Here is a 21,442-nt window from a genome sequence, read left to right on the forward strand (position 1 = left end):
GAAAATGGGGGCGGTCAGGCGACCGCGAAGAAATCGAACACCGAATGATCGGCATGCTTCTCGCCGTATCCGACGAACACGGTGCGGGTGAGCCAGTCGTGCGGGCCGGGGGCGGTCTCGAACGAGGGGGCCAGGCGGAAATAATTGTCGGCAGGATCGACCTGCTCGCCGCGCTCGATCCGTGCCTGCACCTCGGGCGGGGCGTGCGCGAAGCCACGGTTCGATACCTGAATCAGCGTGCCGTCGCTGGCGCGGATCAGATAGCGCGCGTCGAACGCGATGACCCCGTCGGAGCGGATCAGCGGCCAGTCGCCACCGCTCCCGGCGATGACCTCACCCGTCAGGCGCGGGCCGGTGACGATGCCGCCGGAGACCTGGACGAAACCACGGGCTTCGCCGCCGCGTACCGGAAAGCGGATGCGCGGTCCGGGTGGAAAGTCGAGATGCACGCGAAAGGCGAAGTCGAGCGTGGGAATGTTCATGCGCGGTCTCGTTTCCGTTGGAAGGGTGCGATCACCAACCCGCCCAGCACGAGCAGCAGCGCGAGCACGATCAGCGCGGGGACGAAGCTCCCGGTGCTTTGCTTGAGGCTGCCGATCAGCATCGGCCCCAGGATGCCCCCCGCCGTGCCGAACATGCTGATGAGCGCAATCGCAGTCACCGAAATGCGGCCGTTGCCGATGCCCATCGATGACGGGACTGCCCAGAATACCGATTGTGCCGCGCCGATCGCGGTGCCGGTAACGACCAGCAGCAGCAGCGCCAGCCAACCCGATGGCAACAGCGCGGCGATCAGCAATGCCAGGCCCGCCACGACGGCGGCGATACCGACATGCCAGCGGCGCTCGCCCGTGCGATCCGAATGCCAGCCATTGACCAGCATGCCGATGACCAGTCCCGCCTGTGGCAAGGCAGAGATCGTGCCGATCATGAACTCGGTGCCACCCAAATCCATCTGCCGGACCATCTGCGGCAACCAGAAGACCAGGGCATAGGAGCCGGTCATCACGAACAGCCACGTCACCGCACAGCGCCACACACGCGTATCGCCGACCACACTGCGAATTGGTTCGCGCGGCGGCGAAACGGCCGTTGGTGCAAGCTGCGCGCGCTCATCGTCGTTCAGCCAGCGCGATTGCGTGACATCGTCGCGAAAGTAGAAATAGGCGGCAATCGCAAGCGCGAAATTGGGAAGTGCCTGGAGCACGAACATCCAGCGCCACGGGGCGATGCCGAACGGATTGCCGATGCCCAGCATCCACCCGCATAACGGACCGCCGACCACCAGCGAGAACGGCACGGCGGCAAGCACGGTGGCCATCGCCTTGGCGCGCATTTCGGGGGGAACCCAGCGATTGATGTACCAGGTGACGCCGGGCGCGAACCCCGCTTCGGTGATGCCGAGCAGGAACCGCGCCGCCACCATTTCGCCGACCGTATCGACCCGCGCCATCAACAGCCCCGGCAACACCCCACAGCGTTACCGAACCCAGCAGCCAGCGGCGCATCCCGAACCGGCGCAGCAACTCGGCATGCGGATATTGAAAGATGAGATAGGCGACGAAGAACGCGCTGACACCCAGTCCGAACGTTGCCGGCGACAGGCCGATATCCGGCCCCATCGCATGCGCGGCAAAGCTGACATTCACGCGATCTATCGCATTCACGAAGGTCAGCAGCGCAAGCGGCAGCACCAGCCAGCGAATCATGCGGCCGCCAAGCGCTATCCGTGCAGCACGGTCGTCGCCAACCATGCTCACGCGCACCGCCGCCATAGTGTCGCCTTGCTCGAAATGGCACCTCTCCCCAAACCCTTGCAACGCAACCGATCATGGCAGCATCGATGGGTTATTGTGAAGTCAGGTAATATAGTTTAAAAACTAAATCAACTGGATATTGGAGGTTTCGCGTGAACGAGAAAACGGGACTGTCGGCAGAGGATCGACTGGACATCCACGAGTTGCTGGCCCGATATGCCTGGACCTTCGACACGGGGGATGTCGAGGGGTTCGTCGCCTGCTTCACGCCCGACGCCACGTTGTGCGAAGACGCGTTCGATGAGCCGGACGTGTGGCGCGGCGCGGAGGGTATCCGGGCGATGGCCGAGTTCTTTTTCTCGCGGCCGAGCTTTCCGGGTCGCCAGCATCATGTCAGCCATATTCTAATCGACGGGTCGGAAAATGCAGCGACCGTTCGATCCTTTTGCTTCGTCACAGATTGCAAGGGCGAGCCGCCGTTTCACTTGCGCTTCGCCGGCCATTATCTGGATCGGGTCGTTCGGGTCGACGGCCGCTGGCTGTTCCGTGAACGACTGATCCGCGACTGGTCGGGCGAGGCGCTCGCGCTGTTTCCGGGGCAGAGCGGCGTCAAAACGCCCCGCGCTCGCCCGCCAGAACTGGTCAGGCCCCGCCAGGATTAGACCCGGCATGGAGCTTGGCCAGCAGCCCGACCAGCTGCTCCAGCTCCGCGTCGGTCAACGAGTCGCCGCTGAAGCTGCGATCGAACCAGCCGACGACTTCGCGCAGCCGCGTCAGCAAGGCGCGACCCGCGTCGGTCAGATACACGTGGCGCGAGCGCCCGTCGGTTTCGGACACCCGCCGCTCGACATAACCGCGCCGCTCGAACTGGTTGAGCAAGGCGGTGATCTGCGCGCCGTCCATCGCCAGCGCTTCCCGAAGTTGCGATGGTGTCAGCCCCGGGTTCAGTCCGATCACGAATGCGGCGCCGACTTCGCGCGGACCGAAGTTGAACTCGGCGGCCACGGTCATGAAATGGCGGCGGTAATTCTCGTAAAGGCGGCGCAGATAATAGCCGAGATAATTGTCGAGCGGCCCGACATCGATCTCTGCGGCTTCCGGAGACACCGCGTCGGTGGGGGTCACGATCTTGTTCGGCGCGCGCTTTTCGCCTTTGGAATCGTGAGCGGCTGCACCCTTTTTCACAAACCTCGCTCCCTGGACCATGCGCCGATGGCACCGGATATGACTTGGCCATAGCCGAATGTCGACCCGCACGAAACTACTTTACATTCAAAACTAAATTAAATAGCTGAAGCGGACGACGACGCCCTGATGCGTCGCAAGGATGATTTTGGGGAGGTGTCGTAGGATGACTTTCGATCGTATCGCGCTGTTGAGCGGCGCAGCAACGCTGGCACTGCTGGCCACGCCTGCGGTGGCGCAGCAGGCCGCACCGGACGCAGCCCAGTCCGCATCCGACGGGCAAGAGGCGGAAACCACCGACGAGATCGTGGTGACCGCGCAGTTCCGCGCCCAGAATCTTCAGGATACGCCGCTGGCAATCACCGCCGTCGACGCGGCGATGCTGGAAGCGCGCGGCCAGACCTCGGTGATCGACGTTGCGGCACAGGCGCCGAACGTGACGCTGCGTCCGGCGACGGCGACCTTCGGTCCGTCGATCCAGGCATTCATCCGCGGCGTCGGACAATATGATTCCAGCTTTGCGTTCGAGCCCGGCGTCGGCCTGTATGTCGACGACGTTTATTACCCGACGCTGACCGGATCGATCGTCGACCTGGTCGATCTGGACCGGGTCGAAGTGCTGCGCGGGCCGCAGGGGACGCTATCGGGTCAGAACTCGATCGGCGGTTCGATCAAGATCTTCTCGAAAAAACCGCAGGGTGACGGCAGCGGATTTGTCCAGGCCACCGTTGGCCGCTTCAACCGGATCGAGCTGCGCGGCGCGGTCGATTTCGCACTTGTGCCCGATCAGCTGTTTGCCCGCATCACCGCGACCGGCGTGTCCAAGGACGGCTATGTCAAACGTTACGACTATGCCTGCACCCATCCCGGCACCACGGTCCCGTCGTTCCAGACCGCGAACAAGGACTGCCTGCTAGGCACGCAGGGTGGCAAATCCTATGCAGCGATCCGCGGCGCGCTGCGCTGGATGCCGACCGACCGGCTCGAGGTCAATCTGATCGGCGACTATACCAACGACAAGAGCGAGGGTGCGCCGAGCACGCTGTTGTTCGTCGGAAACCAGGCTGGCGTGCCGGGCGTGCCCAACACGACGTCCGCCTATCAACTGGGCGGCGTCCCGCTGGGCAACGCGACCGGGTCGCCGTTCATCACCTCGTCGCCCTATGGCAATTTCGCGCAGGATAGCTTCACCGACAGCCCCTATGTGAACTATTCAACCTACATCAACTCCGCTCCGCGCGACGGGACCGCGCCGTACAGCGTGGCGGATCGCAACGCGATCAATGGCTGGGGCGTATCGGGGCAGGTCGATTACGAACTGAGCGACAGCCTCTCGATCAAGTCGATCACCGCGACGCGGGGTTACGACACGCAATATGTGTTCGACGAAGGATCGCCGATCGACACCGCGCTGATCGACAATTTTCACGAAGTCACGCAGTTCAGCCAGGAACTGCGGCTGTCGGGCAAGGTTGCGGACAGTGTGAACTTCACCGTCGGCGGCTTCTATTTCAAATATGACGCGCGCTCGCGCCAGCGAGTGAGCATCCCGTCGTTGCAGTTCATTCAGGACGACCGGATCGAACAGCGTACCAAAGCCGCATTCGTCAATATCGACTGGCAGGCGACCGATGCGCTGAATTTGGTCGGCGGCCTGCGTTACACCAGCGCGTCGAAAACGGTTCGCTATGGCCGCGTCGGCATCCCCGGCAGCATCTATGGCGGTCTGCCCGATCCGCGCATCCGTTCGCTCGACGGCGTGGTCGGAAAGTTCGAGGGCGACAACTGGGATTATCGCGTCGCGCTGCAATATCGCTGGTCGCCCGAATTGATGACCTATGCCCAGGTTTCGACCGGGTTCAAGATCGGCGGCGTCAACCCGCGCGCCTTCTTTCCGCAACAGGCGCTGCCGTTCGGTTCCGAAAAACTCACCGCCTATGAACTCGGCTTCAAGAGCGACTTGTTCGATCGCCGGGTGCGCCTGAACGTCTCCGGTTTCTACAACAAATATGACGATATTCTCGTCGTCGTCTCATCCTGTCCGCTGACGGGTGCGCCGGCTGCGCCGTGCGCGCTTCCGGTCAATGCGGGCAAGGCGAACGTGCGCGGGATCGAGGCGGAAACGACGTTGCGGATCGTGGACGGTTTGATGGTCGACGCGTCGATCGCCTATCTCGATTTCGAATATAAGTCGCTCAGCGCCGCCGCGATCGCATCGGGTGTCACGCTGGCGATGCGCGGCCCGTTCACGCCGGAATGGCAATACAGCACTGGTGTTCAATATGAGATCGGAATGGGCAACGCCGGCACGATAACGCCGCGCTTCGACCTCAGCCATGTCGACGGCTTCTTTCAGCAGGCGTCCAACGCGGCGCTCAACCGCGTGCCGGGGCGCACGCTGGTCAATGCCAATGTGACCTGGCGTTCGGTCGACCGCGACTGGTCGGTCGCGCTTGCGGTCACGAATGTCGCGGACAGACTTTATTATAACAGCATCTTCGACAATCGTGGCTCCAACAGCACGGTCACCGGCTATCCCGGCGCGCCGCGCGAATGGTCGCTCACGCTCAAGCGCAGCTTCTGACGGACGCGCTGACATGGCCGATTTCTCGCTGACTCATCCGCTTTCGGGCTTCTTCGCACCGACCCGGTTCGAGGCGGATGTGGTCGATTGCATCGTGACCGGCACGATTCCGCCCGATCTCGACGGAGCCTTCTATCGCATGCACGGCGACTGGCTCTATGCGCCGAAGTTCAAGGACGAGGCGAGCCTGTCGGCGGACGGCTATATCAGCAGTTTCCGGTTCCGGAACGGATCGGTCGATTATCGCGGCCGCTATGTGAAAACCGACCGTTACTGGCGTCAGGTCGCGGCGCGGCGACAGCTTTACGGCTATTACCGCAACCCGCACACCGACGATGCGGAGGTCCGCGACCTCGACAATCCGCATCTGCGGACGACCGCCAACACCACGCCGGTGGTGATGGCGGGGCGGCTTTACGCCACCAAGGAAGAAGGGCTGCCGCACGAGATCGACCCCAACACGCTGGAGACGCTCGGCCCGACCGACTTCGACGGCAGCTGGGACAGCCAGACCTTTACCGCGCATCCCAAGTTCGACCCGTTTACCGGCGAGACCGTGGCCTATGGCTATGAATCGCGCGGACTCGCCACCAACGACGTGCATGTGGCGATATTCGACCGTGATGGCCGCATAACCTGGAGCCTCGATTTTGAAGTGCCCTATTCGTCGATGCTGCACGACATGGCACTGACCCGCGACTATCTGATTATCCCCGGCGGCGGCACGGCAACGAGTGCCGACTACCTCAAACAGGGCAAGACCCACTGGTTCTGGGATGCCAAGCGGCCATCCTATTATGCGGTGATTCCGCGCGGCGGACGGCGTGAGGACGTGCGCATTTTCGAGGGGCCGCAGCGATCGATCGTCCACACCGCCAATGCGTGGAATGACGGCGATACCATTTTCATGGATGCGCCGATGGCCGACGGCAACACCTGGCCGTGGTTTCCCGATGTGGACGGCGATCCGTTCGGCATGAACATTTTCACGATCCGTCGCGTGACGCTGGACATGCGGTCGAACGATGCCACGGCGCAGGAAGAAACGCTGTTCGACCGCGACGTGACCAGCTTCACGCGGATCGACGACCGCTACATCACGCGGTCGCATCGCTATATCTGGGTGCAATATGCCGATCCCGATCGACCGTTCCACGCGTCGCTGCCGGAGGATCCGCGGCTGCGCCCGGTGAATTGCTATGGCCGTTTCGACGTGATCGACGGGACGCAGACCGTGTGGTTCGCCGGTCCGGATCATGTCCTGCAAGAGCCGGTGTTCGTTCCGCGTGTAAAGGATTCGGCGGAAGGCGACGGCTATCTGCTGGGGACCGCACACAATCTGGTCGAGATGCGCACCGAACTGGTGATCCTGGACGCATCGCGCATGCAGGAAATCGCGCGCGTCATTCTGCCGTTCAGAAACGCGTATCAGGTTCACGGCGTCTGGGCGGGTAGCGATGAGCTCCCATTGCGGCACGACGTTTAGGGTCAGTCACCCGGCGTCCGAGCCGTGGTCCCCGGGGAATATCGTCGCCGATGTGACATGTGCCGGATGATGGTCCCGGCGAAGGATTTCGACGGCGGCTGTGGCGACGGTCGAAAGCCCCGAACCATCGGCGAGAATCGCGTGCTTCATGCGCGGGTCCCAAAAGCTTGCAATATGGTCGGCGGTGGCTCTGGCCGCGATGTCGTCGCCCTGAATGGCGAAATTCCGCGCAACCTGATTGGCCATATAGACGAGGCGCGCCTGCTGCGTCACGACGCGGCCGCAACCCGGCGCGACCGCTTGCCGAGCGCCTCATACTTCTCCTGCCAGTCCGTCGGGCCGTTGGAGGGTGCCACCTGCACTGCCGTGACCTTGTATTCCGGGCAATTGGTCGCCCAGTCGGAATAATCGGTGGTAATGACATTGGCCTGCGTCGTCGGGTGGTGAAACGTCGTATAGACGACGCCGGGGGCGACGCGATCCGTCACCTGCACCCGCAATGTGGTTTCACCGGACCGGCTGGACAGTCGCGCCCAGTCGCCATCCTTCAGCCCGCGATCCTCGGCATCGACTGGATGGACTTCGAGCAAATCCTCGGGATGCCACGCGACATTCTCGGTACGCCGCGTCTGTGCGCCGACATTGTAATGGCTGAGGATGCGGCCCGTCGTCAGCAACAGCGGGAAGCGCGGGCCGGTCTTTTCGTCGGTCGGGATATAGTCGGTGACGACGAACTTGCCCTTGCCGCGCACGAAGCCGTCGATGTGCATGACCGGGGTGCCGCCCGGCATGGCTGCGGTGGCGGGCCATTGCATCGATCCGAGCTCGTCGAGCTTCGCAAAGCTGACACCGGCAAAGGTCGGGGTGAGGCGCGCGACTTCGTCCATGATCTGCGACGGGTGGGTGTAGCGCCAGTCGAGACCGAGCGCGTTGGCCAGCCCCTGCGTCACTTCCCAGTCGGCAAGGCCGTTCAGCGGCGTCATCACCTTGCGCACCGGCTGGATGCGGCGTTCGGCGTTGGTGAAGGTGCCGTCCTTTTCCAGGAAGGTCGATCCGGGCAGGAAGATATGCGCGTAGTTCGCGGTTTCGTTGAGGAACAGGTCGTGGACGATCACGCATTCCATCGCGGCGAGGCCCGCGCTGACATGCTTCGTGTTCGGGTCGGATTGCAGGATGTCCTCGCCCTGCACGTAGAGCGCCTTGAAGCTGCCATCGACGGCGGCGTCGAGCATGTTGGGGATGCGCAGGCCCGGCTCGGAATCGATCGTAACGCCCCAATCTACCTCGAACAGCGCGCGGGCATTATCGTCCGAGACATGGCGGTAGCCGGACAGTTCGTGCGGGAAACTGCCCATGTCGCACGCGCCCTGCACATTGTTCTGGCCGCGCAAGGGATTCACCCCGACGCCGGGACGGCCGATATTGCCGGTCGCCATGGCGAGATTGGCGATGGCCATGACGGTGGACGACCCTTGCGAATGCTCAGTCACGCCAAGGCCGTAATAGATCGCCCCATTCCCGCCGGTGGCATAGAGCCGCGCCGCCTCGCGCAGGTCCGTCGGATCGACATTGGTGACCGGGGCGAGCGCTTCGGGTGCGTTGCGCGGCAGGGCGACGAATTCTGCCCAGTGGCTGTATTCGTCCCAGTCGCAGCGTTCGCGGATGAAGGCTTCGTCCGCCAGCCCTTCAGTGACGATGACATGCGCCATCGCGGTCAGCACCGCGACATTGGTGCCGGGCCGCAGCGGCAGATGATGCGCAGCCTCGATATGCGGGCTGCGCACGATGTCGGTGCGGCGCGGGTCGATGACGATCAGCTTTGCGCCTTGCCGCAACCGCCGCTTCATCCGGCTGGCGAAGACCGGGTGTCCGTCGGTGGGGTTGGCCCCGATGATGAGGATGACGTCCGACTGCATGACGCTGTCGAAATCCTGCGTCCCCGCCGACGTGCCGAACGTCGTTTTCAGGCCATAGCCAGTGGGCGAGTGACACACGCGGGCGCAGGTATCGACATTGTTGTTGCCAAAGCCGGCGCGGACCAGTTTCTGGACGAGGAAGGTTTCCTCGTTGGTGCAGCGGCTCGACGTGATCCCGCCGACGGATGCCTTGCCGTATTTCCCCTGGATGCGGTGGATTTCGGCTGCGGCATGGGCCAAGGCCTCGTCCCACGAAACTTCGCGCCACGGCTGGTCGATGCTCGCCCGGATCATCGGGTTGAGGACACGCTCGCTGTGATTGGCATAGCCCCAGGCGAAGCGGCCCTTGACGCAGCTATGGCCGCGATTGGCCTTGCCGTCCTTCCACGGCACCATCCGCACGAGCTGTTCGCCGCGCATTTCGGCGCGGAACGTGCAGCCGACCCCGCAATAGGCACAGGTGGTGACGACGCTGCGATCGGGCGTGCCGATCTCGACCACCTTCTTCTCGGTCAGCGTCGCGGTGGGACAGGCCTGAACGCATGCGCCGCACGAGACGCATTCGGACGACAGGAAGTCGTCGACGGGTGTGCCTGCCGACACCTTTGAATCGAACCCCATGCCGTCGATGGTCAGCGCGAACGTCCCCTGCACTTCGTCGCACGCGCGCACGCAGCGCGAGCAGACGATGCATTTGGACGGGTCGAAGTCGAAATAAGGGTTGGACTGGTCTTTCGCCTGACCCAGATGGCCGTCGCCCGCGCCGTAACGCACGTCGCGCAGCCCGACTGCGCCGGCCTGATCCTGCAACTCGCAATCCCCGTTCGCTGCGCAAGTCAGGCAATCGAGTGGGTGATCGGAAATATAGAGTTCCATCACGCCCTTGCGCAGCTTTTGCAGCACCGGCGTCTGGGTACGTACGACCATGCCGGACTCGACCGGCGTCGTGCAACTGGCCGGCGTGCCGCGCCGCCCGTCGATCTCGACCAGGCACAGGCGGCACGATCCGAATTGCTTGAGGCTGTCGGTGGCGCAGAGCTTGGGGATCGCCGTGCCGATTTCGGCTGCCGCGCGCATCACCGTGGTCCCGGCGGGAACGCTGGTTTCGCGCCCGTCGATGGTCAGGGTGATCGTCTCGGCGGCGTCCGATGCGGGCGTGCCGAAATCGGGTTGCGGTTCATAGCCCATCTTGCTGCTCCAGCCGCGCAAGGTCTTCGCGCGTGTTCACATTGGCGAGGATGTCGACCGTCACGGCACGCGCGCGGATATCGTCGGCGAAGGCGCGGACCGAATGGCTGCTGTCGCCGAACAGCCGCTCCTCGATCGCGCCAGCAGCCGCTGCGGGCCATAGCCCGATCACCGGCTGGCTGGCGACATAAGCGGGCGCGGGCGACAGGTGCCTCACCAGATCGGCGGGCAGACCGACGCTGTCGACGCCGCAAGTCAGGACTTCGGCGAAACCATTGCCCAGCGCGTGATTGAGCGCGGCGGCGATGCCCCCGAGCGGGCCGAGGCCGGGGGCGGGCCAGTCGGCAATGCCGTCGTCGCGGCCTATGACCACCACATCGTCGCATTGCGATGCCAGCGCGGTACGGGCCAGGTCGATCAGCTTGCGGCCATGGAGTTCGGCCAGCGCCTTGTCGGAGCCGAAGCGGGAGGACTCGCCGCCCGCGAGGATCGCGCCGAGGATCACGCGATGCTCCCCCACGGGTCGTTCAGCACCAGCGCGGTGTCCGCCCGCGCCAGCGCCACCAGCGTCAGCCCTGCCGCCGTGGCACGCTCGACCGCCAGGCTGGTCGGGGCGGAGATCGTCACCAGCATCGGGCATCCCGCGCGCACGGTCTTTTCCACCAGCTCGTAACTGCACCGCGCCGAGAGAAGAATGAAGCCGGTGGCGGGATCGACGTCGTCGAGCGCCAGCGTACCGATCAGCTTGTCCAGCGCATTGTGCCGCCCGACATCCTCGCGCGCGGCGACGATCGCGCCATCGGGCGTGCAGAAGGCGGCGGCATGCACCGCGCCGGTCGCGCGGCTGAGCGGCTGATGATTGGGCAGTGCCGCCAGCGCGCGGGCAATCGCATCCCGGCTGGTGGCAATGCGCGCGGTGACGGGGGGCAGGGGCCGCAGTACTTGCTCGATACTCTCGATCCCGCACAGGCCGCAGCTGCTTTCCGACACGCGGGTGCGGGCGCGGGCGAGTACCGGCTCCATGCGCGCCGTGGGCAACGTAACCCGCACGATCCAGCCGCCGTCGATCGCATGGATATCGACAGCCTCGATTTCGTCGGCACGCGCGATTCCTTCAGCCAGCGTCAGGCCGACCACATAAGCCTGCAAATCCGCCGGGGTCGCCATCATCACGGCATAGCCGATGCCGTTATACTCGATTGCGACCGGTGCCTCGATCGGCACGTCGCGCATCAGGCCGGCGTCGCCGGACCCGTCAAACCCGACCCGCCGCACGGCAAAGGCGGACGCCGACGTCACTCCGCCGCCGCCTGTCCGCGGGCATCGAAATCCTCCGGAAAGTGCGTTATCGCGCTCATCACCGGATAGGGGGTAAAACCGCCCAGCGCGCACAGCGACCCGAACTTCATCGTCTCGCACAGGTCGGCGACCAGTGTCAGGTTATCCGCCGTCCGCTCGCCCGCAATCATGCGGTCCATCGTCTCGCGCCCGCGCACCGCGCCGATCCGGCAGGGGGTGCATTTCCCGCAACTCTCCGCCGCGCAGAACTCGAATGCGAAGCGTGCTTGCGCCGCCATATCGACGCTGTCATCGAACACCGTGATCCCGCCATGTCCGATCAGGCCATCGACCGCCGTGAACGCTTCGTAATCGAACGGCGTGTCGAACAGGGCCGGGGGGAAATACGCGCCCAACGGCCCGCCGACTTGCACAGCGCGAACCGGGCGACCGTTCGCGGTCCCGCCGCCGATCTTCTCGACCAGTTCGCCCAAGGTGATGCCGAACGCCGTCTCGAACAGCCCGCCATGCTTCACATTGCCCGCAAGCTGCACCGGCATCGTCCCGCGCGACCGGCCCATGCCGTAATCGGCATAGGCCCGGGCACCCTTAGCCAGCACAAACGGTGTGGCGGCCAGCGTGAGGACGTTGTTGATGACCGTTGGGCAGCCGAACAGTCCGTCATGCGCGGGCAGCGGCGGCTTGGCGCGAACTTCGCCGCGCTTGCCCTCGATGCTGTTGAGCAACGAGGTCTCTTCGCCACAGACATAGGCTCCTGCGCCGACGCGCACGTCGATCTCGAACGGCGCGATCAGTGGTGCGGCGAGGCGGACGGCGGCGCGCATCTTGGCTACTGCATGGGGATATTCGGAGCGGATATAGACGAACCCCTTGTCCGCCCCCGTTGCCAGACCCGCAATCGCCATGCCCTCAATCAGCATGAAGGGGTCGCCCTCCATCAGCATGCGGTCGGCAAAGGTGCCGCTGTCGCCCTCATCGGCATTGCAGACGATATATTTGCGTGTCCCCGGCGCGAGGCGAACGGTGTTCCACTTGATCCCGGCGGGAAACCCCGCGCCGCCGCGCCCGCGCAGCCCCGAACGGGTGACTTCCTCGACGATCGCCTCGGCGGACAGCGCGCGCGCCTGCTTCAACCCACCCCAGCCGCCGGTCGCGGCATAATCCTCCAGGCTCAACGGCCGCGTCCATCCCGCCCGCGCGAAGGTCAGCCGGGTCTGTGCGGCGATGAAGGGGTGCTCGGCGATCCGGCCGATGCGGATCGCGTCCGCCTTGCCCGCAAGGATGTTCTCGACATCCGCGGCGGCAGCGGGGCCATAGCCGATGCCGTCGATCTCGACGAGCGGTTCGAGCCAGTGCATGCCCCAGCTCGACGTCCGCACGACGTCGTGCCCGAACTCGGCGAAGCGATGCGCCACCGCGTCGGCACCGCAAGCCACTGCCAAAGCATCGTCGGAAATGCGAATCTGCATGGTCACAGCCCGTCGATCAAGGCGGTGATCCGGGCCGGATCAAGCCGCGCGTGCAGCTGGTCGCCGATCATCGCGTTGGGGCCGGCGGCGCACAGGCCAAGGCAATAGACGGCCTCGACCCTAACGCGCTGGCCGGCGGCGCGCTCGGCATGTTCCGCCACCCGCTCGCCGCCGCGTGCCTGACAGGCTTCGGCGCGACACAGCCTGATCGTCGGGCGCTTGTCCGCGGTCCGGCGGAAATCACGATAGAAGCTGACGACGCCGGAAACCTCGGCACGGCTCAGATTGAGATGCAACGCGATCGCATGAATCGCCTCAATCGAAACATGGCCGAACCTGGCTTGCACGTCATGCAGGATCGGCAGCAGGGCATCCTGCGACGGCGCATGGCGTGCCAGAATTTCCGCCATTGAAGAGTCGCAATCGGGCACCGCGCAAATGTGCCGATTTGCGCGGCAAATTCAAATTATAACCGTGTATGGGCGGTTCGTCATATTTTGGCGAAAGGGCCGCTACGGAATGCGGACGCTTTAAGGGATCGGACATGACGCGCGGTAGCTTCGACCTCAATCTGCTTCGCGCGCTCGATATGCTGCTGCGGCATCGCAATGTGACGCGCGCGGCGGAGACGCTGTTCGTGACGCAACAGGCGATGAGCGGATCGTTGCGGCGGCTGCGCGACCATTTCGACGATCCGCTGCTCGTCCGCGTCGGGCGGTCGCTGGAATTGTCGCCACTCGCGCGCTCGCTGGAGGGACCGGTGCGGGAGGCGATCCTGCGCGCGGACGCGGCCATTTCGACGCGCCCGCATTTCGATCCGGCAACGGCGCGGATGAGCGTGCGGATCGCCATGTCCGATTATGCGACCTTCGTGATTCTGCCGCGGCTGTTGCGCCTGCTCACCCGCCGTGCGCCGCACATCGTCTGCCATTTCGAGGCGCTCAATCGTCATAGTCTTGAGGCGATCGAGCTGGGCGAGATCGACCTGTGCATCACCGCCGGAAACTGGGCGCTCTATCCAACCTATACCCCCATTCCCGACATTCGCGTGCAGCCGCTGTTCCACGAAGGGTTTATCTGTGCGGTCGATGGCGCGAAGCGCGATCCGGGGGAATTGCTGACGACGGCGCAATATGTCCGCATGCGGCACAATACGGCGGTGTTCGGTCAGGGCATCGAAACCGTCGTGGAAACGGCATGGCGGACCCATCGGCTGCCGATCAATGTGGTCGCCAGCGCCCCCAATTTCTCCAGCTTGCTCTATATGCTGCCCGGCACCGAGCTGATCGCCACGGTTCAGCGCCGGCTGGCGCATGCACTGGCCCCGTCGCTGGGCCTCAAGCTGCTCGAATGCCCGATCGAGATCGAGCCTTTGGAGGAGACATTGATCTGGCACGATCGCACCACCAACGATCCCGGCCACAGCTTCCTGCGCGACCAGCTGATTGAAATCGCACAACGTATTGATGCCGAAGCACCGCACAGCCCGGTCACAACTGTCAGTGATACCTAGGATCGAAAAATACAGTTTATTGCGATGATGATCGCGCGGCATTCTCGACAAACCAGATGGCCCGCCAAGGGTCGCGGAGGGAGAGGGATATGGCTATCATCAAGGGGCGGCGGCAGCTGGCCGCATGCGTTTCCGTCATCGCGCTCGCTAGCGTTTCTACGCCGGCCGTTGCACAGGATGCAGCAGGCAACGGTGCGCAGCAGAGCGAAGCATCGGAAGGCGAGATTATCGTCACCGCGCAGCGGCGCGAGGAAAGCCTTCAGCGCACCGCGCTCGCCGTCGCCGCGATCGGTGCCGACGACCTGGCCGAGGCGGGGGTCTCCGACGTCACCGGCCTGACCAAGCTGGTGCCCTCGCTGATCGTGCAGCCCGCGACCGGCACCTCGGTCGGTTTCTATCTGCGCGGCATCGGCGCGCTGGTCGGCAATGCCTTCACCGAGAACCCGGTCGCGTTCAACTTCAACCAGATTTACGTCGCCCGCCCCGCCGCCTTGCTCGGCACCTTTTACGATCTGGAACGGGTCGAGGTGCTGAAGGGGCCGCAGGGCACGCTCTATGGTCGCAACGCGACCGGCGGCGCGATCAACGTCATCCCCAAACGCCCGCAGCTCGGAGAACGCGGTGCCGAAATCAATTTCGAGGGCGGCAGTTACAATGCGGTTCGCGCACAGGCAGCGGTCAACCTGCCGCTGGGCGATACCGCAGCACTTCGCGTGGCGGGTCAGGTGGCGCGGCGCGACGGCTATCTGTCCGATGGTTATGACGATGAGCAGGGCGAAGCGCTGCGCGGGTCGCTGCGGTTCGAGAGCGGGATTTTCGCGGCCACCATCGTCGGCGATTATTTCCATCAGGGCGGCATGGGCGTCGGCAGCGTGCTCGTGCCGTCGCCGCTGGTGCCCACCGCACCCGCCGTCGACCGGCGGATCGGCGCGTCCGACCCACGCAGCACCGGACCGCTTTATGCCGGTATTCTTGCAAGCGCATTGCCGCCACCGGCCAAGACCGACGGGCCGCTGCCCGGGATCATCCGGCCGAAAGGCGACGGGTTCGTCGACAGCGAATTCTGGGGCATCTCGGCCAATATGGATGTCGATCTGGGCTTTGCGACGCTGTCGTTCATCCCGGCCTATCGCGACAGCCGACCCAATTACCTGAACTATAATGGCGGCTATTACGGCCACGTCCGCGAACAGGCGCAGCAAACCAGCATCGAAGCGCGGCTGGCATCGAACGGCGACGGGCCGCTGCAATATGTCATCGGCGGCTATTATTTCGACGAGGATCAGACCGCGTTCAACCATTTCGTGCAGGGCAATGTGCTCAGCACGAAGTTCGCGGTGGACCTGACCAGCCGGTCGCGCGCCGTGTTCGGTCAGGCGACCTACGAGATTTTCCCCGATTTCCGGCTGCTCGGCGGGCTGCGCTACAGCCATGAGAAGAAGACCAATCGCGCGGCGCTGACCCAGACCGGCGTGTTCGCGGGTAACCCGGTCGATCCGTTCAACAACAATGTCGCACCGGTTATCGTCACGGGCGCAAACACGTTCGACGATGTGACGTGGAAGGCTGGCTTCGAGTGGCAGGCAACGCCGGAAAACCTGATCTATGCCAATGTCGCAACGGGCTTCAAATCGGGCGGCTTCTTCATCGCCACGCTCGACAACACCTTCGATCCCGAAAGCATCACCGCCTATACCTTCGGCAGCAAGAACCGCTTTTTCGACCGACGGCTGACGTTCAATATCGAGGCATTTTACTGGAAGTATCAGGACCAGCAGGTCAACTATATCGGCCCGACGCGGAACCAGAATGCGATGGGTCAGACCGTCGTGGGCGCGGGACTGGTCACCACCAATGCCGGTTCGTCGCGCATCTATGGCGCGGAGGCGGAGCTGTCGTTCCGGGTCGTGGCCAAGGGCGTGTTTGCCGCCAACGTGCAGTATCTCAACGGCAAATATACCGAACTCACTTATCTCGCGGCGGGCAATTCGCCGCCGCGCACCGCCTGTGGCGTGGCGCCGGTGGTCGATCCGAACTTCCCGGTGACGCCTCCGACGCAAACCTATCGCGTCAATTGTTCGGGGCGGCCACAGATCAACTCGCCCGAATGGAGCCTCAACCTCTCCTATGAACAGGGCTTCGATGTCGGCGACGACAGCGAGATCACGCTGGGCGCGCGGACCAAGATCGAATCAAGCCGCTTCCTGTCGCCGGAATATCTGCCCGAGCAGCAGCAGGGAGCCTACATGATGTCGGACCTGTGGATCACCTATCGCAAGGATGACTGGTCGATCACCGGCTTCGTCAACAATGTCGAGGACGAGACGGTCTATGCCGGCACCAGCCTGAGGCCCGTTTTCCCCGCCGTGTTCAACATCCTGCGTGCGCCGCGCACATGGGGTGTGCGGGGCTCGTTCAAGTTCTGACTCGGTAAATTGCGCGCGTGGGAGATGGTATGACGACGGAGCTGACACTCTATTACGCACCGGACACCTGCGCGCGCGTTTCCATGATCGCGCTGGAGGAGACGGGCGCGCCGTATCGCGCGCAGCTCATCTCCTTCGTGCGCGGCGATCACCGGGCCGAGGCGTTCCTCGAATTACAGCCGCAGGGGCGAGTCCCCCTGTTGCTGGTCGATGGCGAACCGCTGGTCGAAAATGTTGCGATCCTGTCGTGGCTGCATGGCCGGTTTCCGGACGCGGGGCTGTTGCCAGCGGCGGAGAGTGATCTCGCCGCCGCGCGCCAGCTTGCCGATCTCGCCTGGTGCGCCTCGGGACTGCATCCGCTGGTCACGCGTATCCGTCTGCCGCAATTCAGCTGTCCGGTGCCGGAAGCACAACCCGCGGTGCGTGCGGCGGCGATGGCTGCGATGGCCGGGCAATTGCGCATTGCCGAGGCGCGGCTAAACGACGGGCCGTGGTGGTATGGCGAGCGCTGGTCGATCGTCGATGCCTATCTCAACTGGGTATGGTTTCGCATCACCGGTGCCGGGTTCGACGCCGGACCTTTCCCCAGGCTGGCAGATCATGACCGGCGGATTACAGCGCGCCCGTCGGTGGCGCGGACGCTGGAAATCCATGCCACCGCTGCCCGCGAACTCGCCGACCAGGGCCTGGCGGTCAATTTCGACACGATCGCGCCGGTGCCGATGCCGCAGGTGGCAAACATCCTAATTGACGGAGTAAAATAATGGCGATCCTGGGAATTGACTCCCTGATCTTTGGCGTCGCGGACGTCGGCACATGCGTGCGCTATTTCGAGGATTTCGGACTTAACCTCGTCGATTCCGCGCCGGATCACGGGCGTTTCGAGCTGGCGGAGGGATCGAGCGTGGTGATCCGGCATCGCGCCGACCCCGCGCTCCCCGCCACCCGGATGGAGGGCGACGGCGTGCGCGAGGTGATCTGGGGCGTCGATACCGCCACCGCGCTGGATCGGCTGGCCGCCGACCTGGCCCGCGATTGCGATGTGCGGCGCGATGCCGACGGGGTTGTGCGGTTCATGACGCCGTTCGGCCTGCCAATGGGGCTGCGCGTGTTCGCCAAGCGCCCGGTGCTCTACGCGCCCGATCCGGTCAACGCGCCAGGCCGCGTCAACCGGCTGAACCAGCACCGCAAGTGGCGCGAGCGCGCGCGACCGAAGGTCATCAATCACGTCGTCTTTGCCATCCCGGGCTATCAGGACGGCTATCATTTCATGCGCGACCGGCTGGGCTTTCGCCTGTCGGACCATCAGGTCGGGTTCGGCATGTATCTGCGCAGCGACGGGTCGAACAATCATCACAGCCTGTTGCTGCTCAACGCCAACGCGCCCTTCCCCGGCATGGACGGGGCGGTGCGGTTCCATCACGCCAATTTCGGGGTCGAGGATATCGACGAGATGATGACCGGCGCGAACCATATGGCGCGCAAGGGCTGGGAGCCGTCCGAACACGGGCTGGGCCGTCACCGGATCGATTCGGCGCTGTTCTACTACCTGCCCTGTCCGGCGGGCGGAGAGGCCGAATATGGCGCAGATTCCGATTATATCGACGACAGCTGGGTGCCGCGTGAATGGACCGAACCGCTATTCGCCTATGCCCATTACATTCATAACCTGCCGCATTTCCTGCATCAGTCGCCCAGCTGGAACCTGCGATACCTGACCACCGAAGCGGCACAGACCGCGCATGAGGGAGAGCATTGATGGCCGCCGTGCAAAGGGTGCTGGTGATCGGCGGGGGCATTGGCGGGCTGTTCACCGCGCGCGCGCTGCGGCTGAAGGGGATCGCGGTCGACCTGATCGAGAAACAGCCCGACTGGACGGTCTATGGCGTGGGGATCATCCAGCCCAACAACGCGCTGCGTGCGTTCGAGCGGGTCGGGCTGGCGCAGGCCTGTCTGGAACGCGGCGGCGCGTTCGAGGGGTGGCGGATCCACGATGTCAACGGCAAGGTGCTGATCGAGGCGCATGGCGCGCGCGAGGCGGCCCCGCATTTGCCGCCCAATAACGGCATTCCCCGGCCGATATTGCACGAGATACTGATCGAGGGCGCGAAATCGACCGGCACGGATATCCGGCTGGGTGTGACGGCGACGCGTATCGCCGATGACGGAGCGGGGGTGGACGTCGATTTTTCGGACGGCGTTTCGCGGCGCTACGATTTGGTGGTGGGTTTCGACGGCGCGTTTTCGGACACCCGCAAATTGCTTTTCGGGGATCGCTACACACCGACCTTCACCGGGCAGGGGGTATGGCGATACAATCTGCCGCGCCCGCCCGAGGTGGACACCGGGGGCGTGTTCTTCGGACCCGACACAAAGATCGGCCTCACGCCGATGTCGCCGACCCAGATGTATATGTTCGTGGTCACGCCCGAGGCCGACAATCGCTGGCTGGAGGGGCCGCAGCTTGCCGACGAGATGCGCCGCCGCGTTGCCGCCTATGGCGGGCCGATCCCGGCACTGGCGGCGCAGATCGTCGATCCGGCGGAGGTCGTCTATCGCCCGATGATGCACGTAATGGTGACCGAGCCGTGGTATCGCGGGCGGGTGATGATCGCGGGCGATGCGGCACATGCCACCACGCCGCATCTGGCACAGGGCGCGGCGATGGCGATCGAGGACGGCGTGCTGCTGGCCGAACTGCTCGCCGCCGAGGATGCGCTGGAACCGGCGTTGCAGGCATTCATGGCGCGCCGTTACGACCGCGCCAAATATGTCGTCGATGTCTCCAACCAGCTTGCCGAATGGGAGCTGGAGGAATGGGCCGGCGTTCATAATCCCGACGCCAATCCCGGTGCCCTGCTCCATAGCGCCACGCACGCGCTGATGGCCGATTATTGAGGAAGCCGGACATGGCCAAGGTCATCATCAGCTGTGCCGTCACCGGATCGGCGCACGTCCCCAGCATGTCGGACGCGCTGCCGATCACGCCCGAGGAGATCGCAACGCAGGCGATCGACGCGGCGGCGGCAGGGGCGGCGATTCTGCATCTGCACGCACGCATGCCCGAGGATGGCCGACCGACCGGCGACCCGGATGTGTATGCACACTTTCTGCCCGTCATCCGGCAAGCGACGGACGCGGTGGTGAACCTGACCACCGGCGGCGCGGTGACGATGACCGTGGCGGAGCGGCTGGCGGCGGCGGTCAGGTTCCGCCCGGAAATGTGCTCGCTCAACATGGGGTCGATCAACTTCGCCTTCTTCCCGGCCGCCGCCCGGATTTCGACGTGGAAGCATGACTGGGAGCGTGATTATGTCGTGAACTCGGACGACTATATCTTCCGCAACACGTTCCGCGACATCGCCTATATCCTCGAAACGCTGAGTGACAGCGGCACCCGTTTCGAGCATGAATGCTACGACGTCGGCCACCTCTACAACCTCGCCCATTTCGTCGATCGCGGGTTGGTGAAGCCGCCTTTCTTCATCCAGATGGTCTTTGGCATATTGGGCGGGATCGGCCCCGACCTCGACAACCTGATGTTCATGAAACAGACCGCCGACCGCCTGTTCGGGCGTGAGAATTTTCAGTGGTCGGTGCTGGCGGCGGGGCGGCACCAGATGCCGTTCCTCACGCAAGCCGCGCTGCTCGGCGGGCATATCCGCGTCGGGCTGGAGGACAGCCTGTTCATCGAGCGCGGGACGCTGGCGCTCAGCAACGCGCAACAGGTCGAAAAGGCCGTCCGCATCCTGCGCGAAATGGGTCACGAACCCGCCACCCCGGCCGAGGCGCGCGCGATGCTGCACCTCAAGGGCGGCGACAGGGTGGAGTTCTGATCATGTCACGCCGCATCGTCGATCTGTCCATCTATCTCGAAAACGACGTTATTTCCGACCCCGCGCCGTTCCGCCCCAGAATCGAGTATATCGACCACAAGATGTCGGTGCCGGAACTGGCGGCTTTCTTCCCCGGCCTGCAACCCGGCGACCTTCCAGATGGCGAGGCATGGGCGATCGAGCGGATCGACCTTATCACGCACAACGGCACGCATCTCGACGCGCCCTATCACTTCGCCTCGACCATGGACCGGGGCGAGCGGGCGATCACGATCGACGAGGTGCCGCTGGACTGGTGTTTCCAGCCGGGCGTGAAACTCGATTTCACCGCGCTGCCTGACGGTCATGTCGTCACCGCGCAGGAGGTGGAGGCGGAACTGGCGCGGATCGGGCACATCCTGTCCCCGCTCGAAATCGTGGTCGTCAACACCGCCGCCGGCAAACGCTATGGCCAGGACGATTACGTCACCGCCGGATGCGGCATGGGCTATGAAGCGACCATGTATCTGCTGGAGCGCGGCGTGCGGCTGACCGGCACCGACGGGTGGAGCTGGGACGCGCCGTTCGTCCATACGCGCGAGAAATACCTCGCCAGCGGCGACGCCTCGCTGATCTGGGAGGGGCACAAGGCAGGGCGCGACATCGGTTATTGCCACCTGGAGAAGCTCCACAATCTGGAGGGCCTGCCGCCGACCGGCTTCACCATCGCCTGTTTCCCCATGAAGATCCGCGCCGCATCCGCCGGGTGGACGCGCGCCGTCGCCATTTTCGAGGATTGATCCG

19 protein-coding genes and 1 pseudogene are annotated in these 21,442 nt (G+C 64.3%); 10 read left to right on the forward strand and 10 right to left on the reverse strand.

Features of this window, described 5'->3' with window-relative positions; translation table 11 throughout:
- Positions 1-14 precede the first annotated feature (14 nt).
- From U1702_RS00070 to U1702_RS17090, 3 genes and pseudogenes are all read right to left on the reverse strand, one after another.
- Positions 15-482: a DUF3237 family protein gene (locus U1702_RS00070; protein ID WP_332721200.1), complete on the reverse strand. Its 468-nt coding sequence runs from the start codon at positions 480-482 to the stop codon at positions 15-17.
- Positions 479-1,453: an MFS transporter gene (locus U1702_RS00075; RefSeq protein WP_332721201.1), complete on the reverse strand. Its 975-nt coding sequence runs from the start codon at positions 1,451-1,453 to the stop codon at positions 479-481. The genes U1702_RS00070 and U1702_RS00075 overlap by 4 nt, the downstream gene beginning before the upstream one ends.
- A gap of 22 nt (positions 1,454-1,475) precedes the next feature.
- A pseudogene (locus U1702_RS17090) lies at positions 1,476-1,775 on the reverse strand (MFS transporter); the annotation flags it as partial.
- A gap of 134 nt (positions 1,776-1,909) precedes the next feature.
- Between U1702_RS17090 and U1702_RS00080 the strand changes: the two are divergent.
- Positions 1,910-2,419 (forward strand): nuclear transport factor 2 family protein, encoded by a 510-nt coding sequence (locus U1702_RS00080; RefSeq protein ID WP_332721202.1) that lies wholly within the window; start codon positions 1,910-1,912, stop codon positions 2,417-2,419.
- Here U1702_RS00080 and U1702_RS00085 read toward each other — a convergent pair.
- The gene (locus U1702_RS00085) at positions 2,400-2,942 is read right to left on the reverse strand and encodes a MarR family winged helix-turn-helix transcriptional regulator (RefSeq protein WP_332721203.1); all 543 of its coding nucleotides are present in this window, start codon (positions 2,940-2,942) and stop codon (positions 2,400-2,402) included. The genes U1702_RS00080 and U1702_RS00085 overlap by 20 nt on opposite strands.
- A 166-nt stretch (positions 2,943-3,108) precedes the next feature.
- On the opposite strand from U1702_RS00085, the gene U1702_RS00090 reads away from it, so the two are divergent.
- Both U1702_RS00090 and U1702_RS00095 read left to right on the forward strand, forming a co-directional pair.
- Positions 3,109-5,526, forward strand: a complete 2,418-nt coding sequence (locus U1702_RS00090; RefSeq protein ID WP_332721204.1) for a TonB-dependent receptor — start codon at positions 3,109-3,111, stop codon at positions 5,524-5,526.
- 13 nt (positions 5,527-5,539) lie between these two features.
- Positions 5,540-7,012, forward strand: coding sequence for a carotenoid oxygenase family protein (locus tag U1702_RS00095; RefSeq protein ID WP_332721205.1), 1,473 nt, complete (start codon positions 5,540-5,542; stop codon positions 7,010-7,012).
- Positions 7,013-7,018: 6 nt separating this feature from the next.
- Here U1702_RS00095 and U1702_RS00100 read toward each other — a convergent pair whose 3' ends face one another.
- The 6 genes from U1702_RS00100 to U1702_RS00125 are packed head-to-tail and all read right to left on the reverse strand — an operon-like array spanning position 7,019 to position 13,294.
- On the reverse strand, positions 7,019-7,285 hold the full coding sequence (locus tag U1702_RS00100; RefSeq protein WP_332721206.1) for a formate dehydrogenase subunit delta: 267 nt from the start codon (positions 7,283-7,285) through the stop codon (positions 7,019-7,021).
- Complete coding sequence (gene fdhF / locus U1702_RS00105) at positions 7,282-10,116, reverse strand: formate dehydrogenase subunit alpha (RefSeq protein WP_332721207.1); 2,835 nt, start codon at positions 10,114-10,116, stop codon at positions 7,282-7,284. Before fdhF ends, U1702_RS00100 begins: the two co-directional genes overlap by 4 nt.
- A complete protein-coding gene (mobA, locus tag U1702_RS00110; RefSeq protein ID WP_332721208.1) occupies positions 10,106-10,621 on the reverse strand; it encodes a molybdenum cofactor guanylyltransferase in 516 nt (171 codons plus the stop codon). Before mobA ends, fdhF begins: the two co-directional genes overlap by 11 nt.
- On the reverse strand, positions 10,618-11,415 hold the full coding sequence (gene fdhD, locus U1702_RS00115; RefSeq protein WP_332721209.1) for a formate dehydrogenase accessory sulfurtransferase FdhD: 798 nt from the start codon (positions 11,413-11,415) through the stop codon (positions 10,618-10,620). Before fdhD ends, mobA begins: the two co-directional genes overlap by 4 nt.
- A complete protein-coding gene (locus U1702_RS00120; RefSeq protein WP_332724519.1) occupies positions 11,412-12,884 on the reverse strand; it encodes an NADH-ubiquinone oxidoreductase-F iron-sulfur binding region domain-containing protein in 1,473 nt (490 codons plus the stop codon). The genes fdhD and U1702_RS00120 overlap by 4 nt, the downstream gene beginning before the upstream one ends.
- A 2-nt stretch (positions 12,885-12,886) precedes the next feature.
- On the reverse strand, positions 12,887-13,294 hold the full coding sequence (locus U1702_RS00125; RefSeq protein ID WP_332721210.1) for an NADH-quinone oxidoreductase subunit NuoE family protein: 408 nt from the start codon (positions 13,292-13,294) through the stop codon (positions 12,887-12,889).
- A 134-nt stretch (positions 13,295-13,428) separates the two neighbouring features.
- Between U1702_RS00125 and U1702_RS00130 the strand changes: the two genes are divergently transcribed.
- The 7 genes from U1702_RS00130 (at position 13,429) to U1702_RS00160 (ending at position 21,438) form a co-directional block, all read left to right on the forward strand.
- On the forward strand, positions 13,429-14,397 hold the full coding sequence (locus tag U1702_RS00130; protein ID WP_332721211.1) for a LysR family transcriptional regulator: 969 nt from the start codon (positions 13,429-13,431) through the stop codon (positions 14,395-14,397).
- Between the two features lie 89 nt (positions 14,398-14,486).
- Positions 14,487-16,823 carry a TonB-dependent receptor gene (locus U1702_RS00135; RefSeq protein ID WP_332721212.1) on the forward strand — a complete coding sequence of 779 codons (2,337 nt, stop codon included), beginning with the start codon at positions 14,487-14,489 and terminating at the stop codon, positions 16,821-16,823.
- 29 nt (positions 16,824-16,852) lie between these two features.
- Entirely contained in the window at positions 16,853-17,587 is a 735-nt protein-coding gene (locus U1702_RS00140) for a glutathione S-transferase family protein (protein ID WP_332721213.1), read from the forward strand.
- Positions 17,587-18,582, forward strand: a complete 996-nt coding sequence (locus U1702_RS00145; RefSeq protein ID WP_332721214.1) for a VOC family protein — start codon at positions 17,587-17,589, stop codon at positions 18,580-18,582. Before U1702_RS00140 ends, U1702_RS00145 begins: the two co-directional genes overlap by 1 nt.
- Positions 18,582-19,721 carry an FAD-dependent oxidoreductase gene (locus U1702_RS00150; RefSeq protein ID WP_332721215.1) on the forward strand — a complete coding sequence of 380 codons (1,140 nt, stop codon included), beginning with the start codon at positions 18,582-18,584 and terminating at the stop codon, positions 19,719-19,721. Before U1702_RS00145 ends, U1702_RS00150 begins: the two co-directional genes overlap by 1 nt.
- 11 nt (positions 19,722-19,732) lie before the next feature.
- Complete coding sequence (gene kce, locus U1702_RS00155) at positions 19,733-20,659, forward strand: 3,5-dioxohexanoate:acetyl-CoA acetone transferase (protein ID WP_332721216.1); 927 nt, start codon at positions 19,733-19,735, stop codon at positions 20,657-20,659.
- Between the two features lie 2 nt (positions 20,660-20,661).
- Positions 20,662-21,438, forward strand: a complete 777-nt coding sequence (locus tag U1702_RS00160) for a cyclase family protein (protein ID WP_332721217.1) — start codon at positions 20,662-20,664, stop codon at positions 21,436-21,438.
- Positions 21,439-21,442 lie beyond the last annotated feature (4 nt).

Source organism: Sphingomonas sp. LT1P40 (genome assembly GCF_036663835.1).
Lineage (GTDB): Bacteria > Pseudomonadota > Alphaproteobacteria > Sphingomonadales > Sphingomonadaceae > Sphingomonas.

Bases quoted from the DNA above. Each gene is read 5' to 3' on its own strand.
- U1702_RS00070 (WP_332721200.1), bottom strand. From the start codon at position 482: ATGAACATTCCCACGCTCGACTTCGCCTTTCGCGTGCATCTCGACTTT.
- kce (WP_332721216.1), top strand. From the start codon at position 19,733: ATGGCCAAGGTCATCATCAGCTGTGCCGTCACCGGATCGGCGCACGTC.
- U1702_RS00120 (WP_332724519.1), bottom strand. From the start codon at position 12,884: ATGCAGATTCGCATTTCCGACGATGCTTTGGCAGTGGCTTGCGGTGCC.
- U1702_RS00135 (WP_332721212.1), top strand. From the start codon at position 14,487: ATGGCTATCATCAAGGGGCGGCGGCAGCTGGCCGCATGCGTTTCCGTC.
- U1702_RS00090 (WP_332721204.1), top strand. From the start codon at position 3,109: ATGACTTTCGATCGTATCGCGCTGTTGAGCGGCGCAGCAACGCTGGCA.
- fdhF (WP_332721207.1), bottom strand. From the start codon at position 10,116: ATGGGCTATGAACCGCAACCCGATTTCGGCACGCCCGCATCGGACGCC.
- U1702_RS00130 (WP_332721211.1), top strand. From the start codon at position 13,429: ATGACGCGCGGTAGCTTCGACCTCAATCTGCTTCGCGCGCTCGATATG.
- U1702_RS00140 (WP_332721213.1), top strand. From the start codon at position 16,853: ATGACGACGGAGCTGACACTCTATTACGCACCGGACACCTGCGCGCGC.
- U1702_RS00095 (WP_332721205.1), top strand. From the start codon at position 5,540: ATGGCCGATTTCTCGCTGACTCATCCGCTTTCGGGCTTCTTCGCACCG.
- U1702_RS00125 (WP_332721210.1), bottom strand. From the start codon at position 13,294: ATGGCGGAAATTCTGGCACGCCATGCGCCGTCGCAGGATGCCCTGCTG.
- U1702_RS00145 (WP_332721214.1), top strand. From the start codon at position 17,587: ATGGCGATCCTGGGAATTGACTCCCTGATCTTTGGCGTCGCGGACGTC.
- U1702_RS00160 (WP_332721217.1), top strand. From the start codon at position 20,662: ATGTCACGCCGCATCGTCGATCTGTCCATCTATCTCGAAAACGACGTT.
- U1702_RS00075 (WP_332721201.1), bottom strand. From the start codon at position 1,453: ATGGCGCGGGTCGATACGGTCGGCGAAATGGTGGCGGCGCGGTTCCTG.
- U1702_RS00150 (WP_332721215.1), top strand. From the start codon at position 18,582: ATGGCCGCCGTGCAAAGGGTGCTGGTGATCGGCGGGGGCATTGGCGGG.